Source organism: Streptomyces endophyticus (genome assembly GCF_035798155.1).
GTDB classification, from domain to species: domain Bacteria; phylum Actinomycetota; class Actinomycetes; order Streptomycetales; family Streptomycetaceae; genus Streptomyces; species Streptomyces endophyticus.
Genome location: NZ_JAOZYC010000148.1, coordinates 43,375 through 69,959, shown reverse-complemented (window position 1 = coordinate 69,959; position 26,585 = coordinate 43,375). Strand labels below are relative to the sequence as shown.

Sequence of the window (26,585 nt, the reverse complement as noted above, 5' to 3'; positions counted from 1 at the left end):
CGCTCCTCAAACGCCGGAGGGGCTGATCTTGCTGACCTGTCGCAGGGCGTGCGGTCGACCGCACGCGCCCCCGGCGCGGCTCCATACGCTCCCCGCACCTCCGTAACCGGCCGCCGACCGGCCCCGGCATGTGGTTGTCTCGCAGCGGCGTGGACACCGCGCCACCGTTTGAGGCACGTGTCCGGGGCACATACAGGGTGGATCAGTTCGCCCGACGGGTAGACCCCGCGCCATCGAACGTCCAAGGCGCACGCCCGTGCGGGAGCGGGCCGCGCGCCGCTGACCAGTCGCTGGGGGTGCACCATGCGTAGCAACCTGCGCCGGAACGGAACACGAGCCGTGGAGGACGCGACGACCGCGACGAACACGGCTGACGCGAAGGCCCCGGCGGACGCCGCCGGCTGGCTGGCCCTCGCCCCGAACCGGCACACCGGCGCCCGCGCCACCGAACCGCCCCGCCACGACCGCTGCCCGGTCACCGCCGAGGGCGCCCGCCCCAAGCCCGCCACTCCCCGCGGAACCGGCGAGGTCGCGCACGCCGCGGCCGCGTTCGTCCGCCAGCACCACGCGGAGCAGGAGCTCGGCGACCCGGCCGCCCGCCTCGCCGAGGTCGACGCGGAACTCGCGGCCACGGGCACGTACACGCACACCCCGCAGGAACTCGCCTTCGGCGCCCGCGTCGCCTGGCGCAACGCCAACCGCTGCATAGGCCGGCTCTACTGGCAGTCCCTCCGCGTACGCGACCTGCGGCACCTCAGCACCGCCGAGGAGATCGCCGAGGCCTGCGCCGACCACCTCCGCGAGGCGGCCCCCGGAGGCCGCATCCGCCCGCTCATCACGGTCTTCGCCCCCGACCGGCCGGACCACTCGGGCCCCCGCATCTGGAACGAACAACTCATCCGCTACGCCGGCTACATCCAGCGCGACGGCCATGTGGTCGGCGACCCGCGCGGCGCCGGACTCACCGCGTACGCCCGCCGCCTGGGCTGGCGCGGCGGCGCGGGCAGCCCCTTCGACGTACTGCCGCTGCTCGTGCAGCCGGACCCGCGCGGGCAGCCCCGCTGCTTCGACCTCCCCACCGACGCGATCCTCGAAGTCCCCCTGCGCCACCCGGAGTTCGACTGGTGGTCCGGGCTCGGCCTGCGCTGGCACGCGGTCCCCGCGCTCGCCAACATGTGCCTGGAGATCGGCGGCGTCTGCTACGGCGCGGCGCCCTTCAACGGCTGGTACATGGGCACGGAGATAGGCGCCCGCAACCTCGCCGACACCGACCGCTACAACCTGCTGCCCTACCTCGCCGACCGCCTGGGCCTCGACACCTCCAGCGACCGCTCCCTCTGGAAGGACCGCGCGCTCGTCGAGCTGAACCGCTCCGTGTTGCACTCCTTCGACAGCGCGGGCGTCACCATGGCCGACCACCACACCGAGTCCCGGCGCTTCCTCACCCACGTCGCCCGCGAGGAGTCCCGCGGCCGCGCCGTCGGCGCCGACTGGTCCTGGATCGTCCCGCCGCTCTCCGGCTCGACGACCCCGGTCTTCCACCGCACGTACGACGACGAACCGAGCACCCCCGCCTACGTCCACCACCCCGACGCCCACACCCGCGCCCGCGGCGAGGAGCCGGCCACGGCACGCCCCACGAGGCCCTGGCGGTACCTGCTCTGATGTCCGCCGCTGCTACCGTCGGCGGCGCGGGCGCCGGGCCCGCACGCCGAAAGGGGCAGCAGTGGCCGGAAGTCAGGCAGGGCGGGCGTACATCGGATCGTTCACGGCGGCGGGCGGGCGCGGCATCGTGACCGCGGCGCTCGACCCGAAGGACGGCTCGCTCACACTCCTCGACGCCACGGACGAGCTGCCCGACCCCTCGTACCTGACGGTCTCCGGCGGCCTGCTGTACGCGGTGAGCGAGACGGCCGACGGGGCGGTGGCCGCGTTCCGCACGGACTCCGAGCCGCTGACGCCCGCCGCGCCGCAGGTGCCGGTGGGCGGCGAGGGCCCCACCCATCTGTCCGTATGGGACGGGCATGTCCTGACCGCCAACTACGGTTCCGGCAGCGTCAGTTCGGTCCCGTTGCGCGCCGACGGCATCCCGGCAGGGTCCGCCGTCGACGTCCACCGCCACACCGGCTCGGGCCCGCACCCGAAGCGCCAGCAGTCCCCGCACGCCCACCAGATCCTGCCGGACCCGACCGGCGCCTGGGCCCTCGCGGTCGACCTGGGCACGGACTCGGTCCGCACGTACACGAAGAACCCCGACGGAAGCGGCCTCCTGCCGCACGAGGAGACGGCCCTGCGCCCCGGCTCGGGCCCCCGCCACCTGGCCTTCCACCCGTCGGGCGACTACGTGTACGTCCTCAACGAACTCGCCCCCACGCTGACGGTCTGCGCCTGGACCGCCGCGGACGGCGCCCTCAAGCCGCTCACGGAGATCCCAGTCCTGACGGGCGCGCCGGCCGGTGACGCGTACCCCTCGGCGCTCGTCGTCGCCCCCGACGGCCGCTTCCTGTGGACGGCGACGCGCGGCGCCGACCTGCTCTCCCTCTTCGCCCTCGACCCGACAGGCGAGCGGCCGACCCTGCACGGCACCGTCCCCTGCGGCGGCAACTGGCCCCGCGACCTGGCCCTCGACCCGTCAGGACGCTTCCTCTATGCCGCGAACGAGCGCTCCGGCGACGTCACGTGGTTCACGGCCGACCGGGAGTCCGGGGTGCCGGTGCGGGGCGGCAGCGTGCCGGTGCCGGCCGCGTCCTGCGTGGTCTTCGCCTAGGGAGCCGGATCGCTATACGGCCGGCTCCGCCACGCCCACGAGGTAGTTCCGTGCCTCAGGACGTACCTTCGCCGCCCAGCCGAGGGAGGCCAGGTCCCCGGTCAGCGCCTCGGCCTGGTGGAAGATCTTCACGATGCGATACCGGCTGCCGTCTTCGAGCTCGCGCACCGCCGCCGGGGCGGACTCGCCCGTCAGCAACTCCTCGTCCGCGGCCATGGACGGCCCGTCGTCGACGAAGACCACCTTGCCGCCCGGCGCGAGCGAGGCGGCGACGGTGTTCCAGAACCCCGGCATCCGGGCCGGCGGCACATGCGACAGCCAGAAACCGAAGAACACGGTGTCGTAGCGCCGCGAGGGCCGCCAGTCGAACAGATCGGCCTGCTCGAACCGGACGTTGGGCGCGGAGACCCGCTCCCGTGCGATCGCGAGCACTTCCTCCGACGCGTCGACGGCCGTCACGGACGTGGCCCGCGGAGCGAACAGCGCGGTCCACTGCCCGGTCCCACAGGCCAGCTCCAGCACGTCCCCGCCGACGGGCCACTCCGCACTGACCCGCAACAACTCCTGCAGGTCCGCCCGTTCCGAATAGGGCCGGTCGTACTCGGGCGCCCGCGCCCGGTAGTAAGCCAGCTGTTCCGTCTCCAGGGCGTCATCGAGGCTCATCCCCCGACCGTAACGGCCAAAGATCACCCTCGTCAGTCATTCAACGACCATCAGGCCGCCCGCCGCCGACCAAGCCCGTCCAGCGACCATCAACGCCCGTCCGGCAACAATCAAGCCCGTCCGGCGATTGAGGACAAAAAAAGGGGGGCCCGGGGCACGGCCCCGGACCCCGACCCCCAACCGCTCAGCCGCCGGAGGCAACCGGCTGGGGCGTGATCCCCAGCGCCGCCGTGTACTTCGCAAGCGCGAGCTTCCCCATCGCCGGATACGCCCCCAGCGGCTCCGCGACGGCACACCCCGCATCCTTGGCGGCAGCCTCCAGGACGGTCGGGTCGAGCTCAGGACCGACGAGGTACGGCGCGAGCGCCAGCTGCTGCGAACCGGAACCGCGCAGCTGCTCGGCGATGGCGGCAACCGCCCCCTCCTCGTCGAGCGCGGCGGCCATCACCGGCACGGCGAGCCGCGCGGCGAGCAGCATGCCGGTGATCCCCGCGGCCTGCACCGCCTCCTCGCCGCCTATGGAGGCGAGGATGATCCCGTCCGCGGCGGTGGTCACGGCGAAGAGGCGGGCGCGGTCGGCGCGGGCCAGACCGGCCTCCGAGAGCCGTACATGCAGCGCCTCCGCGAGCAGCGGGTGCGGGCCGAGCACATCGGTCAGCTCCGCGGCGACCCGGCTGTCGGCGATGGCCTGCCGGATCTGCCGCAGCTGGGCGTTGTCAGGACCGGCGAGCAGCGGCACGACGACGCCGACGGGTCCGGCCGGCTCCCGGGCCTCGGCACCGGCCGCGAGCGCCTGCTCGTAGCGGGCGGTGCGCTCCTTCGCGGCGTGCGCGAGCACGGACGCCAGCGAGGGGAACTCCGCCGAGATCGGGAAATCGGTGAGCTCACCCTCCACGAAACCGACCCGCGCGTCCAGACCGGGCAGCTCGGAACGGGCGATGCTCACGACCTCGTCGGCGAGCATGCGCGTGGCGGCGCTGGGCGTACCGGGCACCGCGAGCACAAGAGACGGCGCGCCCTCAGGGGCGGCCACGGGTTCCGGGCGACGGTGGCGTCCGGGCTGTCGGGGTCGCGGCATTCGTACGGGCAGGCCGGATGCGGGCCCAGTGGGGGTGCTCATGGCGCCGCATGCTACTGGCTCGACCGGCTTCGTTGTTCGGTCAGGGTGCAGGTGAGCGGTTTCCGTCCGAGATTGTCCTTTCCGTTACGAATCCTGCAAGTGTCCTGGTCCGGAGGGGTGTGCGGGACATTCGAAGTGAATTACGGCACATGAAGCAGGCGTCGGTCGAGCGGCAGCCGGAGTCCGTCCGCCGCGAGCGCGGAGGCGATCACGAGGGACCCGTGCAGGGGGTCGCCGGTGGCGGTCACGGCCGTGGCCTGCGGAAGCTGCTCGGCCAGTGCTTCCCGCAGCGGTGCGAGCAGCGGCTCACCCATCTTGAAAAGGCCACCGGTCAGGGCGACCTCGCCGCCGTCGGGCGGGCAGACCGCCGCGGCGGCCTCGGCGATGTGCGCGGCGGCCCGGCGCAGGATGTCGGCGGCCGCGGGGTCGTCGACGGCGCAGCGCGCCACATCCGGGGCGAAGGAGGCGAGCGCCGCCGGGCGGTCGGTGCGCGGGTAGATCCGGCCCGGCAGCTCGATGGCGGGCCCGAAGCGTTCCTCGGCGAGCGCGAGCAGCGCCTTGCTCGCGCCGCGCCGCCCGTCGAAGGCGCGCATCGCGGCGTCGAGCCCGGCCTGTCCGATCCACGCGCCGCCGCCGCAGTCCCCGAGCAGGTGCCCCCACCCGTCGGCCCGCCGCCAGTTCGCGAGGTCGGTGCCGAGTGCGATCATCCCGGTGCCCGCGGCGACGACCGCGCCGCGCCGCTGCCCGAGCGCACCCGCGTACGCGGTGACACCGTCGGCGGCCAACGCGAGCCGCTCGACGCCCAGTTCACGCGCGAGCGCCCCCGGCAGCTCGGCCCGCAGCCCGTCGCCGAGCGTCGCCATTCCGGCCGCTCCCAACGCGGCGCCGGACACCACGACATCGCCGGCCCGGCCGAGCAACTCCCGTGTCATCGGGACGAGTTGTTCCACCATGTGCCCGGGGTCGATGCCGGAGCCGGACGTACGCACAGGGACGGCCGAAGCGGTCGTCAGCGCGCGCCCGATGTCGCCGACGGGCGCGAGGGCGACCCGAAGCCCCGAGCCGCCCGAGTCCACCCCGAGCACCCACTCGGCCGGGGTCCGGGTCACGGCAGCCGCCAGTCGACGGGCTGCGCGCCCTGGCGTTCGAGAAGGTCGTTGGCCCGGCTGAACGGGCGGGAGCCGAAGAAGCCGCGGTCCGCCGACATGGGGGAGGGGTGCGAGGACTCGACCGCCGGGTAGTCGCTGAGCAGCGGCCGCAGATTGCGCGCGTCACGGCCCCACAGGATCGACACGAGCGGCGTCCCGCGCGCGGCGAGGGCGCGGATCGCCTGCTCGGTGACCTGCTCCCAGCCCTTGTCGCGGTGCGCGGCGGGACGCCGCGGAGCCGTGGTGAGCGCCTTGTTCAACAGCAGCACACCCTGCTGCGTCCACGGGGTCAGGTCCCCGTTCGAGGGCTCAGGCAGGCCCAGGTCCGCGTTCAACTCGCGGTAGATGTTGATGAGGCTGGGCGGCAGGGGACGCACATCCGGAGCCACAGAGAACGAAAGCCCCACGGCGTGCCCTGGCGTGGGGTAAGGATCCTGCCCGACGATCAGCACCCGCACGTCGTCGAACGGCTGCTGGAAGGCGCGCAACACGTTGGCGCCCGCCGGGAGATAGGTGCGCCCGGCGGCGATCTCCGCGCGGAGGAATTCCCCCATCGCGGAGATCTGCCCGGCCACGGGCTCAAGGGCCTTCGCCCAGCCCGCTTCGACGATTTCATGCAGAGGTCGTGGTGCCACGGGCGTCACCCTACTGCCGCACCGGCATCCCGACTCAACCGGCCGCCGTCAACCACCCACCGTGGTAAGAGCGGTGCGCAGCGCCCACGGTGTCGCGGCCGCCCACGCCTGCGGGGAGCAGGAGTGCGGGTAGGGGACCGGGCGGGCGGCGTCGGTGCGGGCGTAGCCGCCGAGCACCTCGGGGAGGCGGTGTCCGTGCCCGGCCGCCGCGGCGATGAGGCCGGCCGCCATCCGGCGCAGCTCGTCGCCGAGTCCGTAGCGGGCGAGGCCGAGCGCGATGACGGCGTTGTCGTGCGGCCAGGCGCTGCCGCGGTGGTACGACAGCGGGTGGTACGGGCGTTGGCCCGCGGCGAGCGTGCGGATCGCCCAGCCGGAGAAGAAGTCCGCATCGAGGAGGCGCGCGCCCACGCGTCGTGCGCGGTCCTCGTCGAGGATGCCGGACCACAGCAGATGCCCGGCGTCCGAGGCGAGCGCGTCGACCTGACGGCCCTTCCCGTCGAGGGCGAGCGCCGGGAAGTCGTCCCCGGCCAGCCAGAAGTCGCGGGCGAAGCGCGCCCGCAGCTCGTCGGCGAGCCGGTCCAACTCCCGTGCGTACGCGGCGTCCTGCCACACCTCCGCGGCGAGTCGGGCCGTGCGGCGCAGCGCGTCGTACGCGTACCCCTGGGCCTCGGACACGGCGATGGGGCCCTCCGCCTGGGTGCCGTCCTTGAAGCAGATGGCGCCGGCGGAGTCCTTCCAGTTCTGGTTGACGAGGCCGTTCGGGTCCGGCTCGTACACGAGATATCCGTGCTCGCGCAGGCCGCCGTCGCCGAGCATCCAGTCGACGGCGGAGCGCGCGTGCGCCTCCAGGCGGGCGCCGGGCGCTGCGTCCTTCGTCGTCTCGTAGTGGGCGTGCAGGAGGACCAGGAACAGCGGTGTCGCGTCGATCGTCCCGTAGTAACGCCCGTACGGGACCTGCCCGAAGTGGGCGAGCTCGCCGCGCCGCGTCTCGTGCACGATGCGGCCGGGCTGCTCGCCGCGGAACGCGTCGTACTCCCGTCCCTGCGTGGCGGCGAGCGCGCTCAGCGTGCCGGCCGCGAGGGCGGGCCGGTAGGGGAGCATGAAGTACGAGGTGAGCAGTGAGTCCCGGCCGAACAGGGTGAGGAACCACGGCACACCGGCCGCCGGGATGCTGACGGGCTCACCGTCCACGCCGGGAGCGGAGATCGTCAACAGGTCGAGATCCGCGAGCCCTTGGGCGCACGCCCTGCCCAAGTCGTCTGATACGTCGACGAGTTCGACCTCGCCGCCGCGAACCCGGTCCGCCGCGAGCTGTGGCCCGCCGTGCGGATGCGCCGCGACGCTCAGCCGCAGCTCGGCCCGGCCGTGCGGCGCCAGACTCAGCCGCCACACCAGCTCGTACGGTCCTTCGCCGCGCACGGAGTCGGGCGCGGGGGTCGCGGACACGACGGTGCGCGCGTGCCAGTCGGCCCTGCGGTAGTCGAACTCGACGCCCGTGTCCGTGCGGTGAGCCGTGCGCTCCGCGCCGGGCTTGGGGTAGCTGCGTTCGTCCGCGCGCAGCTCGAAGGTGTCGGCGAAGTCGGCGTCCGCGGTGATGACGACCTCGGCGACGAGCGGATCAGGACTGTTGCTGACCAACCGCAGAACGTCCGTGAACTCGCCTGCCGAGACGGCCTGTTGGCGGAACACGGTGTACGCGGGCGGCGCGTCGCGGGTCCCCTCCGGGGTGAGTACGCACTCCCCGGCCTGTCCGACGGGGGAGAGCACGGCGGGCGAGGAGCCGTCGACGGTGAGCCGCCAGCGGCTCAGGTGCCGGGCGTCGCGCACGAACAACCCGTCAGGGGTCGCCCCGCGCGTACCGGTGACACCGCCGTCGGGGTCGATGTGCGCGAACGTGGCGTCGCACACGAGTTGAGCGTGTGGGGCGGCGCCGCTCATCGGGTTGCCTCCTCGGAGTTCAGCAGGTCGAGGGCGAGCGCCGCCGTCCACGAGAAGGAGCGGGCGCCGCGCGCCGCGCCCGTGGTCGGGTCGACGTACTCCGCGAAGCCGGACGCTCCCGCCGTGTCGAGGAACGCGGCGCGGATCCGGTCGGCGTGGACGTGCCGGCCGTGCGTGCGCAGGCCGCGCTCGATGAGCCACGCGGTGTTGAACCAGGCGGGGCCCCGCCAGTACCGGGTCGGGTCGAAGGCCGGGCCCGTCAGGTCGTAACTCGGCACGAGGGCCGTGGAGTCGGCGTGGAAGGCCGGTCCTTCCAGCGTCGACACCAGGCGGTCCACGACGGTCTCGGGCAGGCCGGGCGCGAGCAGCGGAACGAGCCCCGCCACGCTGCGCGCCGGCACGAACGCGTCGTCGACCAGGTCGCGGGCCCGGAACAGGCCCGCCTCGTCGTCCCACAGCCGCGTCACGAGCGCGTCGGTGAGCTTCGCGGCCTGTGCCTCGTGGGCGTCCGCGTCGCCGCCCACGCACCGGGCGATCTCGGCGAGCGCCAGCTCGCTCGCGATCAACAGGGCGTTCATGCACGGGTCTTCGAGCCGGAACGGATGCGCGGCCGCGCGGTCGTCGTACCCCGCGTCGCGGTAGTCGACGGCGAGCCGCACATAGCGGCCGTAGTCGAGGTCCGTGGGCCGGTCCGCCGGGTGGCCGTGGTCGAGGTCGGCGCGCCGGTAGCTGCCGGGGGCGGCCGGTGTGACGCGGGCCAACGGGGCGTCCCAGCAAGGGCTGTTGTCCATGCCGGGCTCCCACGGGTGCACGATCGCGGCGAGGCCACCGCCGCCCAGATCGCGTCGGTCGAGGAGGTAGCGGTGCCAGGCCACGAGGCGCGGGTACACCCGGGGCAGGAAGCCGCGGCGCCGCGACTCGGCCGGATCGGCCCGGTGCACGAGCCAGGCCGCCAGCGCGTGCACGGGCGGCTGGACGATGCCCGACGTCTCGGGCGAGACCGGCGCGCCCACCCCGGCGCCCGCCGTGGACGAGCGCCAGAAGTCGGGGCTCGGGAAGTACGCCCCGTTCGGCACCGCCGAGTTGAACACGATGTGCGGGACACGCCCGTCGCCCCACTGCGCCCCGAGCAGCGACTCCAGCTCACGCTGCGCCCGGCGTGCGGACAGGTGCCGCAGGCCGATCGCGATGAACGCGGAGTCCCAACTCCACTGATGCGGATACAGGGTTCGGGACGGCACCGTGCTCGTGCCCACCCAGTTGTCGAGGAGGACCCGGCCCGCACCGCGCCGCAGGGTCAGGTCCGCGGCGGCGGTGCGGGCGGGCGCGTCGAGGAGAACGGTCACGCGCCGGACCCCTTGAGGAACGCGGGCACGGAACGGACCGCCTCGACCGGGTCACCGGTCAGCCGGCACTCGGCCGCGAGGTACCCCTCGTAACCGGCGGCGTGCAGCGCGCCCAGCCACGCCTGCCAATCGAGGTGTCCGGCGCCCGGCTGGAAGCGGTTGGAGTCCGACACCTGGGCGTGCCCGATGTAGGGGGCGTGGGTGAGGATCGCCTGCGCGGGGTCGGACTCCTCGATGTTCATGTGGTAGCTGTCGATGCCGATCCGGACCGCGTCCAGACCGACCTCCCTGATCAACTCGGCTGCCTGGTCAAGGCGGTTGACCATGTGGTCCTCGTACCGGTTGAGCGGTTCGAGGTAGAGCGTGACGCCCTCGGCGGAGGCGTGCTCGCCGAGCTCGGTGAGCCCTTCGAGCAGGATCTCGCGGTCCTGCTGCTCCGAGCGCGGCGGCTCGAACGGCGGGAGCCGGCGCGAGAACATCCCGTACGAGGCCGGGGTCTGCGCGCCGAGCCCGCCGAGCTCCGCGATGACGGACAGCTGCGACTTCATCTGGACGATCGCGTCGCGGCGCAGCCCGTCGTCGAAGGCGCCGAAGAAGTGCAGCATGTCGACGCACACGGTCGGCATGACCACGCCGTCCTTGAGCGCCTGCTTCAACTCCGGGAGCCGGGAGGCGAAGTGCAGGTCGCCCTTGGCGCGCAGCTCGATGGCGTCGTACCCGGCGCCCTGCGCGAACTCCCACTTGTGCTGGAGGCTCTCGCCGGGCAGCAGCTGTTCCTGGGCAGCGATCTTGAGCATGTTCTCTGGGTACCTCTCAGGCCTTTCTGGGGCCGTCTCGAAACTTCTCAGAATGCCAGGACGACCTGGAGGGCGTCCGCGGGGCGCTCGTCGAGCAGGACGTAGGCGTCGGCCGCGTCCGCGACCGGGACGACATGGCTGACGAGGGACTCCACGTCCACCTGTCCCTCGGCGACGAGCCGCAGGAAGGTCTGCTGGAGGCGCTCCACGGACCAGCGGCCGGACAGCGGGGCCGGGACGCCGCCGATCTGCGAGCAGACGATCTCCACGCGGTTGTGGTGGAACTCGTCGCCGAGCCGCAGGCCGATGCCGTCGCCCTGGTAGAAGCCGGAGGCGACGACGCGGCCGCCGACGGTCACCGAGCGCACGGCCTGGTGCAGCGCCGGGTAGGCGCCGCTGATCTCGATCGCGAGGTCGGTGCCGCGGCCGCCGGTGGCCTCGCGGATGCGCTCGGCGACCGCGTCCGTGCGGGCGTTGAGCGTGGCGTGGGCGCCGTACTTCTTCGCCGATTCCAGGCGGGCGTCCATCGCGTCGACCGCGGTGACGCGGGCGCCGCTGAGCTGGGCGAGGCGGGTGGCGATCAGGCCGATGACGCCCTGGCCGAACACGGCGACGTCCTCGCCGAGGTTGATGCCGCCGGCCAGGATCGCGTTGTACGCGATGGCGCCGACCCGGGCGAAGGCGCCGGCGAGGGGTTCGAGGCCCGCCGGGAGGGTGTGGCCGATCATGCGCTCGGCCGGGACGATGCCCTCGCTGCGGTGGCCCCAGATGCCCCACACGAGGTCGCCGACCTCGGGCATGCCGGGCGTGCCCGCCAACTCGGGGGAGACCTCGGCGACTTCGCCGACCTCGGAGTAGCCCCAGCCGACGACCGGGTACGAGATGCCGGCCTCGTCGTCGCGGAACAGCCGGGCCTCGGCGTCCCAGGTCCGGGTCAGATAGGGGTTCGTGCCGCGGTAGGCGGTCAGCTCCGTGCCGGCCGAGATGCCCGAGTACCGGGTGTGGACGCGCAGGTGGCCCGGCGGCAGCTCCAGGCTCTCGTGCTCGGCCACCTCCACCTGGCGGGGACCTGTGAATTGAACGACGCGTTCCACGGACGACTCCGAAAAAGGGTGGTGTGCCTGTTGGTTGAGTCGACAATATCCGCAACTTATGTCTTGTCAACAGGCAAAAGTAGTGCTGAGATGCGTGCTTGATAGACGTAAGTCGGCGATGAGGACGGGCAATGCGCACCAGGACGCGACGGTCGAGGATGACCGCGGTCGGCGCCACGGCAGCCTTGGGCATGGGACTGCTCACCGGCTGCTCCGGCGGCACAGGACCGGGAAAGCCGGACCGTGAGATCACCGTGTGGTCCCAGGAGAACCTCCCGGACCGCGTCGCGGCGACGCAGAGGATCATCGACGGCTTCGAGAAGAAGACCGGCGTCAAGGTGCATCTCGTCGGCGTCGACGAGGGGCAGATGCCCCAACTCATCATGTCCGCGGCGGCGTCAGGACGGTTGCCCGACGTGATCGGCGCCGCACCCATGGGCCAGACCTGGCAGATGTACAGCAATGGCCTGCTCAACACGGACATACCCCGGCAGATCGTCAAGAAGCTGGACCCGGGGACGTTCGACAAGAACGCGCTCCAGCTCACCAGCGACGGCAAGGTCAACCTCGGCGTCCCCTCCGACGCCTGGCTGCAGCTCCTCGTCTACCGCAAGGACGACTTCGCCAAGGCGGGGCTGGGGAAGCCGGACACGTACAGCAAGCTCGTCAAGGCCGCCAAGAAGCTCACCACCAAGGGGCACGACGGGGTCTCCGCCGCCACCGACCCCTCGGACGTCTTCACCTCGCAGAGCTTCGAGAGCCTCGCGCTGGCCAACAACTGCCAGCTCGTCGACGGCCACGGCAAGGTCACCCTCGACTCCCCACAGTGCGTCAAGGCGTTCCACACCTACGACCAGCTGGCGCGCGAGTACGGAGCCCCCGGCACCCAGACCGTCGACTCGACGCGCGCCACCTACTTCGCGGGCCGCTCGTCCATGATGATCTGGTCCTCGTTCCTCCTCGACGAGCTGGCTGGCCTGCGCAAGGACGCCCTGCCCAGCTGCCCGCAATGCGACGGCAAGGACAAGCAGTTCCTCGCCGACAACACCGGCATCGTCACCGCGCTCAAGGGCGCCGAGGGGGACAAGGCCGCGCAGTTCGGCGAGATCACGTCCTGGGTCACCACCAAGACCGCCGAGACGGACGCCTCCCGCGAGTTCATCGAGTACATGATGGGCAGCGGCTACGAGTCCTGGTTCGGACAGGCCCCCGAGGGCAAGATCCCGGTCCGCCGCGGCACCGCCGCCGAGCCCGAGAAGTACATGGCCGCCTGGCGGCACAGCAAGATCGGCGTCGGCGAGCGCAAGCCCCTCGACGAGGTCTACTCGCCGCAGGTCCTCGACCAACTGGCCGGCGGCATCGGCGACCTGCGCCGCTGGGGCATCGAGCAGGGCGAGGGCGCGCTGGTCGGCGCCACCAACGGCGAACTGCCCGTCCCGAAGGCCATCGGCTCCATGACCGCGGGCCAGACCTCACCCCGCGAGGCCTCGCGCGAGGCCGAGGAAGAGGTCGCCGCCCTGAAGAAGTCCCTGCAGTAGCGGCCGCCTCCGCCCTGCCCTCCCTCGTGCCTCCCTCGTGACCTTCTCGTCGAAAGCCTCGCCATGACTACAGCCACCACAGGCGCGAAGCAGCGCACCGACCCGCCGGACGGATCACCGGCACCGACCGGCGGCCGCCGCGGGCGTAAGCCCATGACCGCGAGCCGCCGCACCAACCGCGCGGGCCTCGCCTTCGTCAGCCCCACCTTCCTCGTCGTCCTCGTCGTCGTGGTGCTGCCGATCCTGTGGACCGTGCTGCTCGCCTTCCAGCGCGCCAAGCTCGTCGACATCCAGGACATGGGCCTGTTCGGCAACTGGAGCCTGCGCAACTTCTCGCAGGTCTTCGACTCCGCCGGCTTCTGGTCCAGCCTCGGCACCACGCTCCTCTACACCGTCGGCGCCACCTTCGGCTCCGTCGCCCTCGGACTGATCGCCGCGCTCGCCCTGCGCAAGCCCTTCCGGGGGCGTGGCCTGCTGCGCGCCGCGATGCTGCTGCCGTACGTGGCACCGGTCGTGGCCGTCGCGTTCGTGTGGGAGGTCGCGCTCAGCCCGCAGTACGGCATCGTCAACGAGTGGGGCCAGAAGCTCTTCGGCTGGGACGACCCCATCGCGTTCCTGTCCACGCGCAGCTACGAAGTCCACCTGCTCGGCCTGCACTTCGACATCCCGCTGGCCCTGCTCACGGTGATCGCCTTCGAGTGCTGGCGCTACTTCCCCTTCGCCTTCCTCTTCATCCTCGCCCGCCTCCAGGCGGTCCCGGACGGCCTGGAGGAAGCCGCGATGGTCGACGGCGCCACGCCCACCCAGCGCTTCCGGCACGTCATGCTGCCGCAGCTCATGCCGGTGATCGCGCTGCTGTGCGTGCTGCGCTTCATCATGACGTTCAACAAGTTCGACGACGTCTACCTGCTGACCGGCGGCGGCGCCGGCACCGACGTCGCGGCCGTGCGCGTCTACGACTTCCTGACCTCGCGCTACGACGTCGGCGCCGCGGCCGCCCAGGCCCTCGTCCTGGCCGTCGCCCTCATGGTCCTCCTGGGCCTGTACTTCAAGTTCTTCGGCAACAAGGTCCAGGAGGAGTCGTGACCAGCACCAGCACCAGCACCAGTACCGGTGGCGGCAGGCGGGTCATGACACGCGCCCGGTTCGAGGAGCGGTTCTTCGGCGTCGCACGCTGGGTCGTCATCGCGTTCCTCGCGCTGATCACGATCGTGCCCTTCTACTACATGCTGCTGCTGTCGGTGAAGCCGATCGACGCACTGCTCCTCGACCCCGGCTCGCTGTGGGTGTCGGCCAAGCAGTTCACCCTCGACACGTACACCGAAGTGCTGCGCTCCACCGACAACGGCGGCCAGGGCTTCCTCCAACTCCTGCGCAATTCGGCCCTGGTGTCCCTCGGCACGGTCTTCCTGACCCTGCTCGCGGCGGTGCCCGGCGCGTACGCCATCAGCCGCCTCAAGTTCTTCGGCAACCGCCAGGTCAGCGCGCTGTTCCTCGCGGTCTACATGTTCCCGTCGACGCTGCTCGCGGTCCCGCTGTTCGTGATGTTCGCGAAGATAGGCCTGTCGTCGAGCCTCGTGGGACTCGCGATCGTGTACGTCGCGCAGACCGTCCCGGTCGCCATCTACATGCTCAAGAACTACCTCGTCACCATCCCGCTCTCGATCGAGGAGGCGGCGGCGCTCGACGGCTGCAGCCGCCTGCAGACGGTCCGGAAGATCATCCTCCCGCTGGCGCTGCCCTCGCTCATGGCCACGGGCCTCTACGTGCTGATGATCGCGTGGAACGAATTCCTCTTCGCGCTCCTCTTCCTGGCCGCCGACCCCGACAAGTGGACGGTGTCGCTCGGCCTCGCCCAGCTGTCCAACGGCATCGAGGTGTCCAAGACGGTGCTGATGGCCGGGTCCGTGGTGCTGACGATCCCCGTGGTAATCCTGTTCTTCGCCGCGGAACGCCTGCTGACCGAGGGTCTCACCGCCGGCGCGGACAAGAGCTGACCGGAGGGAACAACGCAGGTGAGCAGGGGGAAGAAGGCGATGAGCACGCCAAGCCCGGCGAGCGCGGGCCGGCTGCTGCAGCTGATCCGCGCCGGCCGCGCCACGACCCGCGCCGAGCTGCAACGCGCGACCGGCCTGTCCCGGTCCACGGTGGGGTTCCGCCTCGACGAACTCGACCGGGCGGGCTGGCTGCGCCAGGACACCGGCACGTCCACCGGCGGGCGGCCCTCGCACCGCATCGTCTTCGACCCCGGCCACGCGGCCGTCCTCGCGGTGGACCTGGAGACCCGGTACGCGCGCGTGGCCGTGCTCGACCTCGGGGGCACGGTCCTCGCGGAGCGGACCGTCGACCTCGACATCGGCGACGGGCCCGACCGCGTGCTCGACCGCCTCGCCCGCTGCTTCCCGGAGCTTCTTACGACGTCCGGCACCCCGGCCGAGCGGGTCTGCGGCATCGGCCTGTCGGTGCCGGGCCCGGTGGACTGGGAGACAGGGCAGGTCGTCCAGCCGCCGATCATGCCGGGCTGGGACCGCTTCCCGATCAGGGAGCGGATGCGGGAGGCCTACGCCGAGCACGTCGGCGCCTCGATGGAGGACACGACGGGCCGGACGGTCCCCGTCTTCGTCGACAACGACGCCAACCTGATGGCACTGGCCGAACACCGGGTGGGCCACCCCGACTGCGCCGCCTTCGTCCTCATCAAGGTGTCCACCGGCATCGGCGCGGGCGTCGTCGTCAACAACGAGATCTTCCGCGGCGTCGACGGCGGCGCGGGCGACATCGGCCACATCCGGCTGCACGACAAGCCCGACGCGCTGTGCATGTGCGGGTCCTACGGTTGTCTGGCGGCGGTGGCCAGCGGCCGCGCGCTCGCCAGGGACCTCTCCAACCAGGGCATGGAGGTGTCCACCGGCGCCGACGTCAAGGCACTCCTGGAGCAGGGGAACCCGGACGCGGTCCGCCTCGCCCGCGAAGCGGGACAGCGCGCGGGCGAGGTCCTGGTCACGGTCGTGACCCTCCTCAACCCCGGCGTCCTGATGCTCGCGGGCGACCTCGCGAGCATCCCCTTCCTCACCGGCGTACGCGAACTCCTCTACCAGCGCGCGATGCCCCGCACCACCGCCCACCTCGACGTCGTCACCTCTCGGCTCGGCGACCGCGCGGGCCTGATCGGCGCGGCGGCGATGGTCGTCGACGTCCTCTACGCACCCGAACGCGCGGACGCCCGCCTGCGCGCGCTCGCCGAAGCCCAATCCGACGCCACCGCCACCGCCACCGCCGACGACGCCGCCGCCGCGCAAGAACCGCAAGGAACCTCGTGACAGACAACGCCGCATGGCCCCACGCCCCCGTCCGGGTCGCACTCGTCGGCGCCGGGCCCTGGGCCCGCACCATGCACGCCCGCATGCTCGCCGCGGGCCCCGAAACCCGCCTCACCGCCGTCTGGGCCCGCCGGACGGACGCGGCCCGCGCGACGGCCGAGCCCTATGGCGCGGCGGTGGCGGCGAGCTTCGACGAACTCCTCGACCACTGCGAGGCGGTCGCCTTCGCCGTACCGCCGTCCGTGCAGGCGGAGTTGGCGCCGCGGGCGGCGAAGGCGGGCAAGGCGGTGCTGCTGGAGAAGCCCCTCGCCCTGGACCTGGCATCGGCGGAACGCCTCGTGGACGCCATCGACGAGGCGGGCGTCGTCTCCCAACTCGTCCTGACGAAGCGCTACCACCCGACGACGCGCCGCTTCATCGAACAGGCACGGCACACCGAGGTGACGGGCGCCCGCTCCTGCTACCTCCACGGAGCCTTCCTGGGCGGCGACTTCGCCACGTCCTGGCGCCTGGAACACGGCGCCCTCCTCGACCTGGGCCCCCACCTCCTCGACCTCCTCGACGCGGCCGTGGGCCCGATCGCGTCGATCCGCGCCACGGGCGACTCCCGCCGCTGGCTTGAGCTGACCTGCGAACACGAGAACGGCGCGGTGAGCCAGGCGTCGCTTTCGGGTCGCGTTGCCCGGGACCGCGCCCTGACCCGAGTCGAACTCTTCGGCCCGGGCCCGGAGCTGATCTACGACACCTCCGAGATCGACCACGAGGAATGCTGGCCGGTGCTGCGGCGCGAGTTCGCGGAGGCGGTGCGGCTGGGGCGGTCCAGTGAACTGGACGCGCACAGGGGCCTGCACCTGCAGCGCCTGCTGGCCCAGGCGACCAATGAAAGCCCCTGCGGCGATTGAGCAGCGGGGTCCGGGGCAGCGCCCCGAGACCGCAACCCCGCCGCAGTGAAACCATTGACCCGCCCCCATCAACATGGCACCGTTCCCACATGGGATCGATGCCATACCGGCGGATAACCGAGGACGTCTTCCGCTTCGAAGACACGTGCCACGTCTACGTACTCCGCAGCGACCGCGAAGCCGTCCTCATCGACTTCGGCGCGGGCCGGGTCCTGGACGAACTCGCCGCCCTGGGGATCGACCGGGTGACCGACATCCTCGTCACCCACCACCACCGCGACCAGGTCCAGGGCCTGGCCCGCGCCGCCCGCGAGGGCATCAGGATCTGGGTGCCCCCAGTGGAACGCGACCTGATCGACGCGGTCGACGAGCACTGGCGCACCCGCCCCCTGGCCAACGACTACGACGTGCGCCAGGACCGCTTCTCCCTCCTGAACCAGGTCCCGGTCACCGGCACGGTCGCCGAGTACCGCACCGTCCGGCACGGCGCGTTCGACATCCACACGCTGCCGCTGCCGGGCCACACCGTCGGCTCGGTCGGCTACGTCGTGGACATCGGCGGCCGCCGTCTCGCCTTCACCGGTGACCTGATCCACGGCGAGGGCCGCGTGTGGTCGCTCGCCGCGACGCAGTGGGCGTACACCGGATGGCATCCGAACGCGGGCGTGGAAGGTGCTGCGGCGACGATCCTCTCGTGCCTCCAACTCCTCGACCAGAGACCAGAGTTGTTGCTCCCCTCCCACGGCGGAACCGTCACCGACCCGCCCGCCGCGGTGGCCCGACTGCGCACCCACCTCCAAGACCTCATCGACATGCGCCGCGCCACCCCCTGGGACCCCGAGCCGATGCTCGCGAGGCCGTGGAAGCCGGTCACCCCGCACCTGCTGCGCAACGTCACGAGCATGGCCAACTCCTACGCCCTGCTCTCCGACAGCGGCACCGCCCTCCTCATCGACTTCGGCTTCGACCTGACGACCGGCCTGCCGGGCGGCCACGACCGCTCCTCGCGCCGGCCGCTGCTCGCCTCGATCGAGGCGCTGCGCCGCGACCACGGCGTCGAGCGCGTCGACGTCGCCCTGCCGACGCACTACCACGACGACCACGTCGCCGGCTTCAACCTCCTCCGGGAGGTGCACGGCACCCAGGTCTGGGCCCCCGCCCACATCGCCCCCGTGCTCGCCGCGCCCACCCGCTGGGACCTGCCCTGCCTCTGGTACGACCCGATCCCCGTCGACCGCGCGCTGCCGGACAACGGCACCGTGCGCTGGCGCGAGTACGAGATCGGTGTCCACGAACTGCCCGGCCACACTCTCTACGCGGCGGCGTACTCCTTCACCGTCGACGGCCGTCGGGTCATCGCCACGGGGGACCAGCAGAACACCGCGTGGACGCCGGAGAGCGGGCAGCCCGAACTGCTCAACTACCAGTACCGCAACCGCTTCCGCATCGACGACTTCGTGCGCAGCGCCGAGCTGTACCAGCGGCTGCGCCCGGAGGTGATGATCAGTGGGCACTGGCACCCGTTCGAGGTGAGCGACGCCTACCTCGACATGCTGTCCACGGAGGGCGCGCGCCTGGCCCGCCTGCACCGTGAACTGCTGCCGCGCGACGTCGACTTCGAGGCGGAGGGGTTCGGGGCTCGGATCTTCCCGTATCGCAGCGCGCCCGCGCCGGGCGGCACGGTGCCGCTCACGGTCGAGGTGCGCAATCCGTTCCCCCGGGCGGAGACGGCCCGGCTCGAACTGGTCGTCCCGCCCGACTGGCGCGCCGATCCACCGGTACGCCAACTCAAGCTGACCGCCGGGGAGGTGGCCGAGGCCCGGTTCACCCTGCGGGTGCCCGCCGACGCCCCAGTGGCGGAGCGGATGCGGGTGGCGGTGGATCTGACGGTGGGGCAGATGGCGTTCGGACAGCAGGCGGAGGCATTGGTGAGCGTGCGATGACGACAACACCATCCGTGCACGGCAGGTACGTCGACGGGGCCGTGGAGGTGCGTGCCGCGAGCTGGCGACTGACCGTCGCTGCCGACGGCCAGTCCGGCGAACTGCGCACGACCGACGCCTCCGTGCCGAACCACCCCGTCCACCTCGAACTCGCCGGAGCCCTCGACCGCACCGACCGCACCGACGAGACCCTGTCCTTCGAGACCCCCGAACTCGATGTCACGGGCCCGCACCCGGTGGTCACGATCGCCCGCCGCAGCAGCGCCTGGCGCGCGGCCCGCACCCGGATCACCTGCACACCCGAAGGGCCCGTCCTCGGCTGGGAGGTCGAGGGTGAAGGCGCGCTGCGGCAGAGCCTGTTGCTCGCCGGGCGCGCCGCGCTCGGCGGCCGCGGCGGCGGCCTGCGCCCGAGCGGCCACGCCTGGCAGACGCTCTTCACGCCGAACCCGGGCCCGCCCCGCCGTCTCACCCGGGGCGCGGGCGAGAGCGCCGTCATCGGAGTGTGCGGCGACGCCCGCCCCGGCCGCGGCCACTGGTTCTTCACGCCCGCCCCGCTCGCCCTCGCCCTGACCGAGGACCGCCTCGACGATGCCGCCGACCCGGCCGCCGACCCGGCCTCCGCGGCGGCGCCGCACGGCTGGTGGACCGTATCGGCCGGAGCGCCCCTCGACGCCCTGACCTTCACCGAGCTGACGTACGTGCCCTCAGATGGCGGCTTCCACCTGGCCCTCGCCCACGAGGGGCACACGCGCGTCGACGGCGTGCACCGCTCGCCCTCCGTGCTCGTCTCGCCCGGCCACCCGGACCCGTACACCGGCCTGCGCGCCCACCGCGAATGGCTGGAGCGCGAGGGCTGGGCCGCGCGCCCGCGCACCGCTCCCGAGGACCGCCCCGGATGGTGGACGGAGCCGATGTTCTGCGGCTGGGGCGCCCAGATGGCCCGCTCGCGCGCCACCGGTCGCCCCGCCCCCGCGCTGAGCACGCAGGCCGAGTACGACGCGCACCTGGACCACCTCGAAGCCCACGGCCTCGTACCCGGGACCGTCGTCATCGACGACAAATGGCAACGCCAGTACGGCAGTTGGCAGCCGGACACCACCCGCTGGCCGTCGTTGAAGCAGTGGATCGCCGCCCGCCACACCCGTGGCCAGAAGGTCCTCCTGTGGTGGCGGGCCTGGGCCACCGAAGGTGTCCCCGACGAACTGTGCGTGCGCACCACGGACGGTCACCCGGTCGCTCTCGACCCCACCCACCCCGAGGCCCGGACGCTCCTCGCCGAGAACATCCGGACCATGCTGTCGCCCGAGGGGGCCGGTGGGATCGACGCCGACGGCCTGAAGATCGACTTCACCGCCGACACCCCGGCGGGCGAAGGGCTGCGCATCCACGACGCCGGCGTGTGGGGGATCGCGCTCCTGCACGCCTACTTGGAGGTCGTGTACGAGGCGGCCAAGGACGCGAAGCCGGACGCGCTCGTGGTCACCCACACCCCGCACCCGGCCTTCGCCGACGTCACCGACATGATCCGGCTCAACGACATGCTGCGCCTCGACGATCCGGACCCGTACGCGCGCGTGGTGCCGCAGATGCGGCTGCGCGCCGCCGTCGCCTCGGCCGCCTGCCCCGGGACACCCGTCGACACCGACGACTGGTGCGCGCCCGACCGTGAACAGTGGCGCGCGTACACCGGGATGAAGGACGAACTCGGTGTCCCCGCGCTCTACCTGAGTACCCATGTGGACCGGACGGGCGAGCCGCTGGAGGACATCGACTACGCTGCGTTGCGGACGATGTGGGCCCGATGGCGCGGACGTGACCAGTGCGGGAGTGGCGCGGCGGGGCCGAAAAGGCCGGCGGGGGCGACGGGAAGGACGGCCTGATGGCGAACGGGGCGGCGGCTGTGCGCGGCGGCGGTTCGGGCGGCAGGCGCGCGCGGGCGACCCTGCGCGATGTCGCCGAGGCCGCGGGCACCTCGCGCTCGACGGCCTCCCGGGCGCTCGGCGGACACGGTTACGTCGCCGATCACATCAAGGAGCGGGTCGAGGCCGCCGCCGAGCGGCTCGGCTACGTACCGGACGTGTCGGCGCGCACCCTGAAGGGGCGCAGCAGCGGCCTCGTGGGTGTCCTCGTCTCCGACCTGCGCAACCAGTTCTATGCCGAGCTGGCCGCCGGAGTGGAGCACGCCCTGTCCGCGGCCGGGTACCAGATGGTGCTCGTCGACGACCACGCCGACGAGGAGCGGGCCGCCGCCGGGGCGCGCGCCTTCCTGGCGATGCGGGCCGACGGGGTGCTGCTCACGCCCGTCGCGCGCGGGGCCACCGAGACCCTCGTCGGGCACGGCGTGCCGGTCACGGAGCTGGACCGCAGGTCGGGGGTGCGCGGCTGCGACGCCGTCGCCATCGACAACGAGCGGGGCGCGCGGCTCGCCGTGGAGCACCTGATCGGACTCGGCCACCGTGACGTCGGCATCGTCGTCGACGAGGTCCAGTGGGACACCGGGCGCAACCGGCTCAAGGGCTATCGGTCGGCGCTGCGTGACGCGGGCCTGCCCGTGCCGCGCCGGCATGTGCTCGACCTGAGCCAGGGCGAGGGGGACCAGGCCGCGCAGCTCGCCGCGTTCCTCGACGGAAACCCCGCCCTGACCGCCGTGTTCGCCGCGAACAACGTCATGGCCGAACTCGTGTGGCAGGAGCTCAAGCGGCGCGGCTCAGCCGTGCCGGAGGGCTGCTCGGTCGTCTCGTTCGACGACCTGGCGTGGATGAAGATGGTCGAGCCGGGCCTGAGCGCCGTACGGCAGCCCGTGTTCGATCTCGGTGGGCGCGCCGCCGAGCTGCTGCTCGACCGGGTCGGGCGGGACGGGGCGGGACGGGCCGAATCGGTCGTTCTGCAGCCGGAGTTGGTGCTGCGCGGCTCGACCGCGCCCCCCAAGAACTGACCCCACTCGGACCCACCGCTCAATTCCAGCAACTGCACGGCCGAAAACCGTTGACGCTCGCACCCGACATGGTTACGTTCTCACATGGGATCGATGCCACACCGACGGCAGGTCGACAGGACCTCGGTGGATCTGAGCCGCATCCCCCTCCCCACCCTCGTGTAGCCAGCCACTCAAAGGAGAGATGATGGCGGCACCACCTCAGCGCATACGCCGGAAGGCGGCGGGACTCGTCGCGGCGTTCGCCCTGCTGCCGGCGCTGTCCGGCTGCGGCGGCGTGAGCATGGCCGACAGCGGCAACTCCACGTTCACCACCATGGGGTTCATGCAGTCCGACGCCCTCGCGAGCGACCGTATGGACGCGGCCCGCAAGGCACTCGCGCCCGACGGCCTGCGCATCCAGGTCAACGAAGGCGCCTTCGACTCGCAGCAGTTCCTCTCCGCCGTCGCCGCGGGCGACGCCCCCGACGCGGTCGTCATGGACCGCACCCTCGTCGGCGGCTACGCGGCCCGCGGAGCGCTGATGCCGCTGACCGACTGCCTCAAGCGCGAGCGCATCGACACGGGCGGCTACGTGAGGACCGCCATCGACGAGGGCTCCCTCGACGGCACGGTCTACGCGCTCCCGGACTCGTACGACAGTCGGCTGCTGCTCACCAACGACAAGGTGCTCAAGGACAACGGCACGAGTGCCGCCGAGTTCACCACCGGCAACTGGAAGAAGCTGGAGGCCGCGACGCGCACGCTGCAGAAGCGCAGCGGCGGCAAGCTCACCCGGATCGGCTTCGACCCGAAGATCCCCGAGTTCTTCCCGATGTGGGCCAAGGCCAACGGCGCCGACCTGATCAGCGCCGACGGCCGCACCGCCGAGCTGAACGACCCGAAGGCCGTGCAGGCCCTCACGTACGCGGTGAAGCTGGTCGACGCACAGGGTGGCTGGGGGAAGCTGAAGGCGCTGCGCGACTCGTTCGACATGTTCGGCGCGAAGAACGAGTTCGTGCGCGAACAGCTCGGTTCGTTCCCGATGGAGGACTGGTACGTCAACGTCCTCGCCGGGGCCTCGCCCAAGATCGACCTCGCGCCCGACGTGTTCCGTGGCCGCGACGGCAAGCCGCTCAACTGGTCCTCCGGCCTCGGCTGGGCGATCCCCAAGAACGCCAAGCACCCGGAAGCCGCCTGCGAGTTCATCAAGACGATGACGTCGACGAAGACGTGGGTGCACGCCGCGCGGGCCAAGGCGAAGGAGACGCGCGCGAGCGGCTCGCCCTACACGGGCGACGTCACCGGCAACCTCGCCGCGGACCGCATCATCGAGCACGAGGTCTGGAAGCCCACCGGCAACAAGGCCTTCGACAAGGCGACCCGGATCGTCTTCGACCTCTCCCGCAAGGGCTTCGCGGTCCCGTCCAACCCGGCGGGCAGCGAGTTCAAGGAGGCCTGGCAGTCCGCGGTGAACCGGGTCCTCTCCGGCGAGCAGACCCCTCAGCAGGCACTCGACCAGGCGCAGCGCAAGGCGCAGAGCGCGCTCGACCTCGCCAACGAAGGACGTGAGTAGCGTGCAGTCCGTCCTCACCCCGAAGCCCCCGAGGTCCTCGAAGTCCGGCAGGACAGCGCGCGCCCAGGGCCCGGCCACCGGAACGCCGAAGGCCGCAGGCAGCGCGCGGCGCCGCGAGATCTGGGCCGCGTACGGCTTCATCTCGCCGTGGATCGTCGGCTTCGTCGTCTTCACCGCGGGCCCGATGCTCGCCAGCCTCGTGCTGTCCTTCACGGACTACGACGCCATCGGATCGACCCACAACGTCGGGTTCGCCAACTACCAGCAGCTCTTCGAGGACCCGCAGGTCGCGAAGTCGCTGATGAACACGCTGATCTTCGCCGTGCTGCGGGTGCCGCTGGCCATGGCCTTCGCGCTCGTACTCGCCATGCTGCTGCTGAAGGTCGGCCGCACCGCCGGGCTCTTCCGCACCGTGTTCTATCTGCCGGTGATGACACCGCCGGTCGCCGTCGGCATCCTCTTCCTGCTCCTGTTCAACGGAAACGTCGGCCTGATCAACCACGTTCTCGGGTTCTTCGGCATCGAAGGACCGTCCTGGACCACCGACAGCTTCTGGGTGAAGCCGGGTCTCGTGCTCACCAGCCTGTGGTCGGTCGGCTCCACCGTCGTCATCTACTTCGCGGCGCTGCGCAGTGTCCCCAAGGACCTGTACGAGGCAGCCGAGTTGGACGGAGCGGGCCGCTGGACGTCGTTCCGGCACGTGACGCTGCCGCAGATCTCCGGCACCCTGTTCTTCACGCTGATCGTCAACACGATCGCCTCGCTGCAGACGTTCACGGAGGCGTACACCGCGTTCTTCGGCACCGCCACCACGCAGTCGTACAGCAGCGACGCGGCCCTGTTCTACGTCGTCTACCTCTTCCAACAGGCCTTCCAGTACATGCACATGGGGTACGCCTCCGCCCTGGCATGGCTGCTGTTCCTGGTGATCCTCGTCATCACGATCATCCAGGCCAAGGTCAGCAAGCGGTTCGTCTACTACGAGGGTGACCAGCGATGACCCAGCTCACGATGCGACCCGACACGAAGGAAGGGACCGCCAAGCGGGCGCTGCGCGTCGTCGGCGTGCTGCTCGCCTCCGTCGTCTTCCTCTACCCGTTCGTGTGGCTGATCAGCGCCTCGCTCAAGCCGTCCACCGACGTCTTCGACAACGCGCTGATCCCGCACGTGGTGCAGTGGTCGAACTACCAGGAACTCTGGAACGCGCTGCCGCTGTTCACCTGGATCGGCAACAGCGTCCTGGTGACCCTGGCCGCAGCCGTGACCGTCACGGTCAGCAGCGCCATCGTCGCCTTCGGGTTCGCGTACTTCCGCTTCCCCGGCCGCGACGCCCTGTTCGCGCTCGTCATCGGCACGATGATGCTGCCCGCCGCCGTCACGATGGTGCCGCAGTACATGGTGTGGAACTGGCTGCATCTCGCCAGCTCCCAAGTCCCCTTGTGGGCACCCAACTTGTTCGGCAGCGCCTTCTACATCTTCCTCCTCCGCCAGTTCTTCCTCGGCCTGCCGCGCGAGCTGTTCGAGGCGGCCCGAGTGGACGGCGCGGGCTACTGGACGCTGTTCTGGCGGATCGCGGCGCCGCTGTGCCGCCCCGCCCTCATCGTCACCTTCATCTTCGAGGTCCAGGCCTCCTGGACCGACCTCGTCCGACCCCTCATCTATCTGCGCGACCCCCAGCTGTACACGGTGCCCCGGGGCCTCAAGGCCGTCCTTGACCAGTTCGGCGACGGCGGCGAGATGCGCTGGGAGATCGTCTGCGCGGCCAGTGTCGTGGTCACCGTGCCGATGATCATCGCCTTCTTCGTCTGCCAGCGGCACTTCACGCAGGGCATCGCCACCACAGGAAGCAAGGGCTGAACAGTCACATGACCAACTCAAGCGTGCTCGCGCTCGACATCGGTGGCACCAAGCTCGCGGCCGGCGTGGTGCGCGAGGACGGGGAGACGCTGTCGTTCCTGACGGTGCCCACCCGCGTCGAGGAGGGGCCCGAGGCCTGTCTCGACCGCCTGTTCACGCTCGGGCACGCCGCTCTGAGCGCGGCCGGGCTCGCGCCGCAGGACGCGCGGCGCGCCCTGCTCGGCTGCGGCATCGGCTGCGGCGGGCCGCTCGACTCCACGTCGGGTGTGCTCGTCGCGCCGCCGCACCTGCCGGGCTGGCTGAACATTCCCATCGCGCAACTGGCCCACGATGCCTACGGGTTGACGTCCGTCCTCGACAACGACGGCACGGCGGGCGCGGCGGGGGAGTGGCGGTTCGGCGCAGGACGCGGCACCCGCCACCTCGTGTACCTCACCGTGTCCACCGGAGTCGGCGGCGGCTTCGTCATCGACGGCCGCACCTACCGGGGCGCGGCGGGCAACGGCGGGGAGCCGGGACACATCACCGTCCGCTCCGAGGGCCGGACCTGCAAGAGCTGCGGCCGGGCCGGCTGCCTGGAGGCGTACGTGTCCGGCACGTCGATCGCCGAACGGGCCCGTGAGGCCCTCGAGTTCGACCGGCGGACCGTGCTCGCGGGGCTGCCGGACGATGAGATCACCGCCGCCGAGGTGGCGCGCGCCGCTCGCGAGGGCGACGAACTCGCCGCGGAGCTGTGGCAGGAGACCTGCGAAATCCTCGCCCAGGGCCTCGCCTCCATCGTCAACCTCTACGAGCCGGAGCTCGTCGTCCTCGGCGGCGGTGTCACCCGCACCGGCGAACAACTCCTGGCCCCCGTACGGGAGAAGGTGGCCCGCCTCGCGATGGGACCTGCCGCAGGCGCCGCCCGCATCGTGACCGCCACCGGCGGCGACCGGGCCGGAGTGCTGGGCGCGGCGGCCATCGCCTTCGAACGCCTCACGGAACACGACGGGGCGGGCACACCGATGCCCACCCTCAGCTGACACCG

General features: G+C 71.9%; 22 protein-coding genes. 14 read left to right on the top strand and 8 right to left on the bottom strand.

Going from position 1 to position 26,585, the window contains the following annotated elements:
• Positions 1-339 precede the first annotated feature (339 nt).
• Positions 340-1,665, top strand: a complete 1,326-nt coding sequence (locus OKJ99_RS28845) for a nitric oxide synthase oxygenase (RefSeq protein WP_326020754.1) — start codon at positions 340-342, stop codon at positions 1,663-1,665.
• A gap of 61 nt (positions 1,666-1,726) precedes the next feature.
• Entirely contained in the window at positions 1,727-2,767 is a 1,041-nt protein-coding gene (locus tag OKJ99_RS28840; protein ID WP_326020752.1) for a lactonase family protein, read from the top strand.
• Positions 2,768-2,779: 12 nt separating this feature from the next.
• Here OKJ99_RS28840 and OKJ99_RS28835 read toward each other — a convergent pair whose 3' ends face one another.
• From OKJ99_RS28835 to OKJ99_RS28800, 8 genes are all read right to left on the bottom strand, one after another.
• The gene (locus OKJ99_RS28835; RefSeq protein ID WP_326020750.1) at positions 2,780-3,430 is read right to left on the bottom strand and encodes a class I SAM-dependent methyltransferase; all 651 of its coding nucleotides are present in this window, start codon (positions 3,428-3,430) and stop codon (positions 2,780-2,782) included.
• Positions 3,431-3,614: 184 nt separating this feature from the next.
• Positions 3,615-4,550, bottom strand: a complete 936-nt coding sequence (locus OKJ99_RS28830; protein WP_326020748.1) for a sirohydrochlorin chelatase — start codon at positions 4,548-4,550, stop codon at positions 3,615-3,617.
• A 140-nt stretch (positions 4,551-4,690) separates the two neighbouring features.
• Complete coding sequence (locus OKJ99_RS28825) at positions 4,691-5,659, bottom strand: N-acetylglucosamine kinase (RefSeq protein WP_326020746.1); 969 nt, start codon at positions 5,657-5,659, stop codon at positions 4,691-4,693.
• Positions 5,656-6,333, bottom strand: coding sequence for a uracil-DNA glycosylase (locus OKJ99_RS28820; protein ID WP_326020745.1), 678 nt, complete (start codon positions 6,331-6,333; stop codon positions 5,656-5,658). The genes OKJ99_RS28825 and OKJ99_RS28820 overlap by 4 nt, the downstream gene beginning before the upstream one ends.
• Positions 6,334-6,381: 48 nt before the next feature.
• Entirely contained in the window at positions 6,382-8,271 is a 1,890-nt protein-coding gene (locus OKJ99_RS28815; RefSeq protein WP_326020743.1) for an amylo-alpha-1,6-glucosidase, read from the bottom strand.
• A complete protein-coding gene (locus OKJ99_RS28810) occupies positions 8,268-9,617 on the bottom strand; it encodes an MGH1-like glycoside hydrolase domain-containing protein (RefSeq protein ID WP_326020742.1) in 1,350 nt (449 codons plus the stop codon). The genes OKJ99_RS28815 and OKJ99_RS28810 overlap by 4 nt, the downstream gene beginning before the upstream one ends.
• Positions 9,614-10,414 (bottom strand): sugar phosphate isomerase/epimerase family protein, encoded by an 801-nt coding sequence (locus OKJ99_RS28805; RefSeq protein ID WP_326020740.1) that lies wholly within the window; start codon positions 10,412-10,414, stop codon positions 9,614-9,616. Before OKJ99_RS28805 ends, OKJ99_RS28810 begins: the two co-directional genes overlap by 4 nt.
• A gap of 47 nt (positions 10,415-10,461) precedes the next feature.
• A complete protein-coding gene (locus OKJ99_RS28800) occupies positions 10,462-11,508 on the bottom strand; it encodes a zinc-dependent alcohol dehydrogenase (RefSeq protein WP_326020738.1) in 1,047 nt (348 codons plus the stop codon).
• 131 nt (positions 11,509-11,639) lie between these two features.
• Here OKJ99_RS28800 and OKJ99_RS28795 point away from each other — a divergent pair, with 131 nt between their 5' ends.
• The 12 genes from OKJ99_RS28795 to OKJ99_RS28740 all read left to right on the top strand — a co-directional run bounded on the left by OKJ99_RS28795 (position 11,640) and on the right by OKJ99_RS28740 (position 26,580).
• On the top strand, positions 11,640-13,046 hold the full coding sequence (locus OKJ99_RS28795) for an ABC transporter substrate-binding protein (RefSeq protein ID WP_326020736.1): 1,407 nt from the start codon (positions 11,640-11,642) through the stop codon (positions 13,044-13,046).
• Positions 13,047-13,109: 63 nt separating this feature from the next.
• Positions 13,110-14,132, top strand: a complete 1,023-nt coding sequence (locus tag OKJ99_RS28790) for a carbohydrate ABC transporter permease (RefSeq protein ID WP_326020735.1) — start codon at positions 13,110-13,112, stop codon at positions 14,130-14,132.
• Between the two features lie 44 nt (positions 14,133-14,176).
• Entirely contained in the window at positions 14,177-15,043 is an 867-nt protein-coding gene (locus OKJ99_RS28785) for a carbohydrate ABC transporter permease (protein WP_326020763.1), read from the top strand.
• A 39-nt stretch (positions 15,044-15,082) separates the two neighbouring features.
• The gene (locus OKJ99_RS28780; protein WP_326020733.1) at positions 15,083-16,366 is read left to right on the top strand and encodes an ROK family transcriptional regulator; all 1,284 of its coding nucleotides are present in this window, start codon (positions 15,083-15,085) and stop codon (positions 16,364-16,366) included.
• Positions 16,363-17,268: a Gfo/Idh/MocA family protein gene (locus OKJ99_RS28775; RefSeq protein ID WP_326020731.1), complete on the top strand. Its 906-nt coding sequence runs from the start codon at positions 16,363-16,365 to the stop codon at positions 17,266-17,268. Before OKJ99_RS28780 ends, OKJ99_RS28775 begins: the two co-directional genes overlap by 4 nt.
• Positions 17,269-17,357: 89 nt before the next feature.
• A complete protein-coding gene (locus tag OKJ99_RS28770; RefSeq protein ID WP_326020729.1) occupies positions 17,358-19,211 on the top strand; it encodes an MBL fold metallo-hydrolase in 1,854 nt (617 codons plus the stop codon).
• Positions 19,208-21,091 (top strand): alpha-amylase family protein, encoded by a 1,884-nt coding sequence (locus OKJ99_RS28765; RefSeq protein WP_326020727.1) that lies wholly within the window; start codon positions 19,208-19,210, stop codon positions 21,089-21,091. Before OKJ99_RS28770 ends, OKJ99_RS28765 begins: the two co-directional genes overlap by 4 nt.
• A complete protein-coding gene (locus OKJ99_RS28760) occupies positions 21,091-22,146 on the top strand; it encodes a LacI family DNA-binding transcriptional regulator (protein ID WP_326020725.1) in 1,056 nt (351 codons plus the stop codon). The genes OKJ99_RS28765 and OKJ99_RS28760 overlap by 1 nt, the downstream gene beginning before the upstream one ends.
• 187 nt (positions 22,147-22,333) lie before the next feature.
• Positions 22,334-23,701: an ABC transporter substrate-binding protein gene (locus OKJ99_RS28755; protein ID WP_326020724.1), complete on the top strand. Its 1,368-nt coding sequence runs from the start codon at positions 22,334-22,336 to the stop codon at positions 23,699-23,701.
• 1 nt (position 23,702) lies between these two features.
• Complete coding sequence (locus OKJ99_RS28750) at positions 23,703-24,701, top strand: carbohydrate ABC transporter permease (RefSeq protein WP_326020722.1); 999 nt, start codon at positions 23,703-23,705, stop codon at positions 24,699-24,701.
• A complete protein-coding gene (locus tag OKJ99_RS28745) occupies positions 24,698-25,558 on the top strand; it encodes a carbohydrate ABC transporter permease (protein WP_326020721.1) in 861 nt (286 codons plus the stop codon). Before OKJ99_RS28750 ends, OKJ99_RS28745 begins: the two co-directional genes overlap by 4 nt.
• Before the next feature lie 8 nt (positions 25,559-25,566).
• Positions 25,567-26,580 (top strand): ROK family protein, encoded by a 1,014-nt coding sequence (locus OKJ99_RS28740; RefSeq protein ID WP_326020720.1) that lies wholly within the window; start codon positions 25,567-25,569, stop codon positions 26,578-26,580.
• Positions 26,581-26,585: the final 5 nt, after the last annotated feature.

What these genes read in the sequence shown, in the direction of transcription:
- OKJ99_RS28770 (WP_326020729.1), top strand. Translation starts at nt 17,358, where the DNA reads ATGGGATCGATGCCATACCGGCGGATAACCGAGGACGTCTTCCGCTTC.
- OKJ99_RS28790 (WP_326020735.1), top strand. Translation starts at nt 13,110, where the DNA reads ATGACTACAGCCACCACAGGCGCGAAGCAGCGCACCGACCCGCCGGAC.
- OKJ99_RS28815 (WP_326020743.1), bottom strand. Translation starts at nt 8,271, where the DNA reads ATGAGCGGCGCCGCCCCACACGCTCAACTCGTGTGCGACGCCACGTTC.
- OKJ99_RS28765 (WP_326020727.1), top strand. Translation starts at nt 19,208, where the DNA reads ATGACGACAACACCATCCGTGCACGGCAGGTACGTCGACGGGGCCGTG.
- OKJ99_RS28785 (WP_326020763.1), top strand. Translation starts at nt 14,177, where the DNA reads ATGACACGCGCCCGGTTCGAGGAGCGGTTCTTCGGCGTCGCACGCTGG.
- OKJ99_RS28805 (WP_326020740.1), bottom strand. Translation starts at nt 10,414, where the DNA reads ATGCTCAAGATCGCTGCCCAGGAACAGCTGCTGCCCGGCGAGAGCCTC.
- OKJ99_RS28780 (WP_326020733.1), top strand. Translation starts at nt 15,083, where the DNA reads ATGAGCACGCCAAGCCCGGCGAGCGCGGGCCGGCTGCTGCAGCTGATC.
- OKJ99_RS28740 (WP_326020720.1), top strand. Translation starts at nt 25,567, where the DNA reads ATGACCAACTCAAGCGTGCTCGCGCTCGACATCGGTGGCACCAAGCTC.
- OKJ99_RS28830 (WP_326020748.1), bottom strand. Translation starts at nt 4,550, where the DNA reads ATGAGCACCCCCACTGGGCCCGCATCCGGCCTGCCCGTACGAATGCCG.
- OKJ99_RS28755 (WP_326020724.1), top strand. Translation starts at nt 22,334, where the DNA reads ATGGCGGCACCACCTCAGCGCATACGCCGGAAGGCGGCGGGACTCGTC.
- OKJ99_RS28760 (WP_326020725.1), top strand. Translation starts at nt 21,091, where the DNA reads ATGGCGAACGGGGCGGCGGCTGTGCGCGGCGGCGGTTCGGGCGGCAGG.
- OKJ99_RS28835 (WP_326020750.1), bottom strand. Translation starts at nt 3,430, where the DNA reads ATGAGCCTCGATGACGCCCTGGAGACGGAACAGCTGGCTTACTACCGG.
- OKJ99_RS28795 (WP_326020736.1), top strand. Translation starts at nt 11,640, where the DNA reads ATGCGCACCAGGACGCGACGGTCGAGGATGACCGCGGTCGGCGCCACG.
- OKJ99_RS28745 (WP_326020721.1), top strand. Translation starts at nt 24,698, where the DNA reads ATGACCCAGCTCACGATGCGACCCGACACGAAGGAAGGGACCGCCAAG.